Annotated in this window: 5 protein-coding genes; 2 read left to right on the top strand and 3 right to left on the bottom strand. The window is 73.8% G+C overall.

From position 1 onward, the window contains the following. Positions 1-18: 18 nt before the first annotated feature. Positions 19-1,293, bottom strand: coding sequence for a glutamate-5-semialdehyde dehydrogenase (locus ACJOT3_RS32540; protein ID WP_406976969.1), 1,275 nt, complete (start codon positions 1,291-1,293; stop codon positions 19-21). Positions 1,294-1,516: 223 nt separating this feature from the next. Next, positions 1,517-1,963, bottom strand: coding sequence for a type II toxin-antitoxin system PemK/MazF family toxin (locus ACJOT3_RS32535; protein ID WP_406976968.1), 447 nt, complete (start codon positions 1,961-1,963; stop codon positions 1,517-1,519). 190 nt (positions 1,964-2,153) lie between these two features. Here ACJOT3_RS32535 and ACJOT3_RS32530 point away from each other — a divergent pair, with 190 nt between their 5' ends. Continuing rightward, positions 2,154-2,993 carry an SDR family NAD(P)-dependent oxidoreductase gene (locus ACJOT3_RS32530; RefSeq protein ID WP_406976967.1) on the top strand — a complete coding sequence of 280 codons (840 nt, stop codon included), beginning with the start codon at positions 2,154-2,156 and terminating at the stop codon, positions 2,991-2,993. Then, positions 2,990-3,739 carry an SDR family oxidoreductase gene (locus ACJOT3_RS32525; protein WP_406976966.1) on the top strand — a complete coding sequence of 250 codons (750 nt, stop codon included), beginning with the start codon at positions 2,990-2,992 and terminating at the stop codon, positions 3,737-3,739. Before ACJOT3_RS32530 ends, ACJOT3_RS32525 begins: the two co-directional genes overlap by 4 nt. A 40-nt stretch (positions 3,740-3,779) precedes the next feature. Here the strand turns inward: ACJOT3_RS32525 and ACJOT3_RS32520 are convergent, their stop codons facing one another. After that, positions 3,780-4,667: an alpha/beta hydrolase fold domain-containing protein gene (locus ACJOT3_RS32520; protein ID WP_406976965.1), complete on the bottom strand. Its 888-nt coding sequence runs from the start codon at positions 4,665-4,667 to the stop codon at positions 3,780-3,782. Between the last annotated feature and the right edge of the window lie 144 nt (positions 4,668-4,811).

The following is a 4,811-nucleotide window of genomic DNA, read 5'->3' as shown; positions in this document are numbered from 1 at the left end:
CCCCACGGCCGGTGCGACTCACCTCACATGGCCGTCACCGGTCACGATGTACTTGGTGGAGGTCATCTCGGTCAGGCCCATCGGGCCCCGGGCGTGCAGTTTCTGGGTGGAGATGCCGATCTCGGCACCGAATCCGAATTCACCGCCGTCGGTGAACCGGGTGGAGGCGTTGACCATCACCGCGGCCGCGTCCACCCGGGACACGAAGTACCGGGAGGTCTTGAGCGAGTCGGTGATGATGGCCTCGGTGTGCTTGGTGGAGTAGCGGCGGATGTGCGCCAGCGCGTCGTCCACGGTGGGCACGACCCGCACCGCCAGGTCCAGGGACAGGTACTCGGCGGCCCAGTCCTCCTCGGTGGCCTCGACGACGTCGGCGGGCGAGGCGTGGGCGGCGGCGATCCCGCGCACCCGGGTGTCGCCGTGCACGCTCACCCCGGCCCGCGCCAGCTCGGCCAGCACCCGCGGCAGGAACTCCTCCGCGACGGCCTCGTGCACCAGCAGGGTCTCGGCGGCGTTGCACACCGACACGCGCTGGGCCTTGGAGTTGACGGTGACGGCCACCGCCTTGTCGAGGTCGGCCTCGGCGTCCACGTACACGTGGCACAGGCCCTCGCCGGTCTCGATGACCGGGACGGTGGAGTCGCGGACCACCGCCTGGATGAGGGAGCCGCCGCCGCGCGGGATGAGGACGTCGACCAGGCCGCGGGCGCGCATCAGCGCCAGGGAGGACTCCCGGGTGCGGCCGGGCACCAGCTGCACGGCGTCCACCGGGACCCCGGTGCCCTCCAGGGCGTCGCGGATGACGCCGACGATGGCGGTGTTGGAGTCGTAGGCCGAGGAGGAGCCGCGCAGCAGGGCGGCGTTGCCGCTCTTGAGGCACAGCGCGGCGGCGTCCACGGTGACGTTGGGGCGGCCCTCGTAGATGATGCCGACCACACCCAGCGGAACGCGGATCTGGCGCAGGTCCAGGCCGTTGGGGAGCACCCCGCCGCGCACGGACTCGCCCACCGGGTCGGGCAGCTCGACGATCTCGCGGACGGCGTCGGCGATCGCCTCGATCCGCCGCGGGGTCAGCGTGAGGCGGTCGACCATGGCCTCGGAGGTGCCGTCCTCGCGGGCCCGCGCCACGTCCTGGGCGTTGGCGGCCGTGATCTCGTCGGCCCGCTTGACCAGGGCGTCGGCGATCGCCTCCAGGGCGGCGTCCTTGACCGCCCGGCTGAGCGGGGCGAGGTCGGCCGCCGCGTCCCCCGCACGTTCGGCTACCGCGCGGACCTCGCGCTCGATGTCACTCATGGCGTTACTCTCTCGGGATTCGGGAGGGCCCCCGCACGCCCGGGTCCTGCCGCGTCGAAGGACCGGGCCGGGGTGATCCGTCCAGCGTATCCGCCCGGCGCCTCCCCCGCCGGGAATCGTCCACAGGGTGGGACGGCGCCGGCGGGCGGCGTTGGAGGACGGCGCCCGGGTCCCGTGCGGGGCCCGGGCGCGGGTGCGGGTTCGGTTGTGGACGCGGGTACCGTCAGCTCCAGCCGTAGCGGCTGCGCAGGACGTCGGCGACCAGCCAGAAGGTCTTCTCCTCCAGGACGGCGGCCTCGCGGCGGATGTCGTCCTCGTCGAACTCGAAGAGGCGGTCCACCCGCAGGAAGGAGTCGCGGCCCTCGCGGTCCCAGGGGCCCGATCCGATGGGCAGCCAGTCCTGGCGCTCCCACTGCTCGGGGCGCTGGGAGGACAGCATCAGCCCGTGCAGGCGGCGGCCCTTGCGGCCCACCACCAGCAGGGGCCGGTCCTTGCCCTGGGAGGCGTCCTCCTCGAAGGGGACCCAGGTCCACACGATCTCGCCCGCGTCGGCCAGGCCGTCCCGCTCGGGGGCGTAGACGAGTTCGGTGGCGCTCTGCGAGGTGGGGACCTCCCGTACCTCGCCGCGGTGGGGGTGGTCGTCCCTGGGCTGTATCGTCCGTTCGCTCATCCCCGCATGATAGGGGCCCGCGGCGGGCACCGCTGCTGGTGTACGGGACCGGCCTCCGGATTACCTAACGGTGTTCACTAGGATCGTGGCGCGACGCGCCGCCGCACGGCGGGGCGTCCACCGACGGACCCGGACCGGCGCACCGGGTTCCCGTCGTTCGACAGCGAACCGATGGAACACGGAGCCGGACATGACCACCACCTCCACCCCCCGCACCGTCCTGGTGACCGGCGGGGCCTCCGGACTGGGCGCCGCGCTCGTCGCCGGGTTCAGCGCCCGGGGCGACCGCGTCCTGGCCACCGACCTGGCCGAGGAGGCGCCCGCGGACCTGCCTGCGGGCGCCGACTACCTGCGCCTGGACGTCACCTCCGACGACGACTGGGCGGGCGCCCTGGCCTGGGTCGAGGAGCACTGGGGCGGCCTGGACGTCCTGGTGAACAACGCCGGGGTCGCCGCGGGCGGCCGCATCGACGTCCTGGGCATGGACGACTGGCGGTGGATCACCGAGATCAACCTGTTCGGCGTGGTGCGGGGCTGCCGCACCTTCACCCCGCTGTTCAAGCGGCAGGGCTCGGGCCACATCGTCAACACCGCCTCGGCCGCCGGGCTCATCCACCCGCCCGCGATGAGCTCCTACAACGCCACCAAGGCGGCCGTGGTGGCGCTCAGCGAGACCCTGCTCCACGAACTCCACCCGTTCGGGGTGCGGGTGTCGGTGGTGTGCCCCTCGTTCTTCCGCACCAACCTGGCGTCGTCCCTGCGCGGCAGCGACCCCGAGGTGGAGAAGAGCGCGGTCAAGCTCATCAACGGGTCGCGCCTGGGCGCCGGGGACATCGCCGCCCGCGTGGTGCGGGCCGTGGACCGGGGCACCCACCTGATCATCCCCGACGCGCAGGCCAGGAGCGCGTTCTGGGCCAAGCGCCTGGCCCGCCCCCTGTACGACCGGACCATGCGGGCCGTGGCCGGGCAGATGCTCAGGCACGCCGGCGGGTCCGCCGGCGAGAAGCCCGCGGCGAAGGAGCGGACGTGAGCAGGGGCACCGTCGTCATCACCGGGGCCAGCGCCGGGCTGGGCGCCGAGATGGCCCGGCAGTTCGCCGCGCTCGGCTACGACCTGGGGCTGAGCGCCCGCCGCACCGACCGGCTGGAGGAGCTGCGCGCGGAGATCACCGCCGCCCACCCCGGCCGGCGCGTGGTGCTCAGGGCCCTGGACGTCACCGACGACGACGCCGTCTTCCGGGTCTTCGGCGAGCTCGCCGGGGAGCTGGGCTCCGTGGACCGGGTGGTCGTCAACGCCGGGCTGGGCAAGGGCGCGGCCCTGGGCACCGGCCGGTACGACGCCAACCGGCAGACCGCCATGACCAACTTCGTGGGGGCGCTGGCCCAGATGGAGGCGGCCCTGGGGATCTTCCGGGAGCAGGGCCGCGGCCACCTGGTGGTGATCTCGTCGATGTCGGCGCTGCGCGGCATGCGCCGGTCCATGACCGTCTACGCCGCCACCAAGGCCGGGCTGTCCGCCCTGGCCGAGGGGGTGCGGGCCGAGAACATCCCCGGTGTGGACGTGTCGGTCGTCCACCCCGGCTACATCCGGTCGGAGATGAACGAGAGGGTCGAGCAGCGGACCCGGTTCATGGTCGACACCGGGACCGGGGTGCGCGCCATGGTCGCGGCCATCGAGAAGCGCAGGGCCAAGGCGTACGTCCCCGCCTGGCCGTGGGTGCCGATCGGGTTCCTGATGAAGCGGCTGCCGCTGTCCGTCGTACGCCGCATGACGTGACCGCGCGTCCGCGGTGCCCGGCGGCGGGCACCGCGGGCGCTCACAGGTCCCGGACGGTCCGCAGGATCTCGGCCCGCGCCGGGCCGCCCTCGGGGACCGGGATCAGCGGGTAGATGTGGAGGGCGTCCTCCTCCTCGCTGAGGCGGACCGTGCCCCCGACCTCGGCCACCAGGTCCCGTAGGCGGCGGGTGTCGGGCAGCAGCACGTCGCGCGTGCCGATGTAGAGGTCCATCGGCGGCAGGGTCGCCAGCTCCCCGTAGACCGGGCTCAGCCGGGGCAGGGACAGGTCGTCGCCGCCCGACCAGGACTTGGCCGCCTCCAGCATCCCCACCGGGCTCAGCCAGGGGTCGCGTTCGTCCACCTCGGCGATCTCGGGGTTGGACATCGTCAGGTCGGCCCACGGGGAGATCAGGATCAGCCGCGCCGGCTCCGGCAGCCCCGCACCGGTCAGGGTCTGGGCCAGGGCCAGCGCGAGGCCGCCGCCCGCGGAGTCGCCCGCGAACGCGGTCCGCTCCGGCGCCACGTCCGCCGACAGCTCCCGGTAGACCTGCGTCAGGAACGGGAAGGCCTCCCGGTAGGTGTGCTCGGGCGCCAGCCCGTAGAGCGGCACCTCCACCCGGCAGCCCGCGTCGGCCATCCGGGCGATGAGCACCCAGTGCCAGGCGGAGATCTCGCTGACGTAGGTCCCGCCGTGCACGTACAGCACGGCCCTGGGCGGGTCCTCGCCCTCGCGGGGCCGCACGGTGTAGACGGGGAAGCCGGCGACCGTCCTGAGGCCGATCCGGTGGCGCTGGGCGATCCAGTGCGGGGGCGCCGGGTCGTCCTTGGGCTCGTACAGCCACTCCCGCGCGCCCTCCACCGACTCCATCGGGCGTTTGCGCACCACACGCAGCGCCAGCGACAGCAGCCGCGCCATCAGGCTCTGCATGGGAACCCCTCCTCCGAACGGATACGAACCCGACTTTTCCATACCCTCCGTCACCGGGCCGCGGGGACACGGTCCCCCGCGCCCGGTTCCGTCCGGGCCCCGGACACGGCGCCGCCGCCCGCGGGGTCTCGACGGGCGGCGGCG

This window comes from Nocardiopsis protaetiae (assembly GCF_045446735.1).
In the GTDB taxonomy this organism is placed as follows: Bacteria; Actinomycetota; Actinomycetes; order Streptosporangiales; family Streptosporangiaceae; genus Nocardiopsis; species Nocardiopsis protaetiae.
Note: the sequence above shows the minus strand (reverse complement) of the source record. Positions and strands in the feature narration are given on the sequence as shown.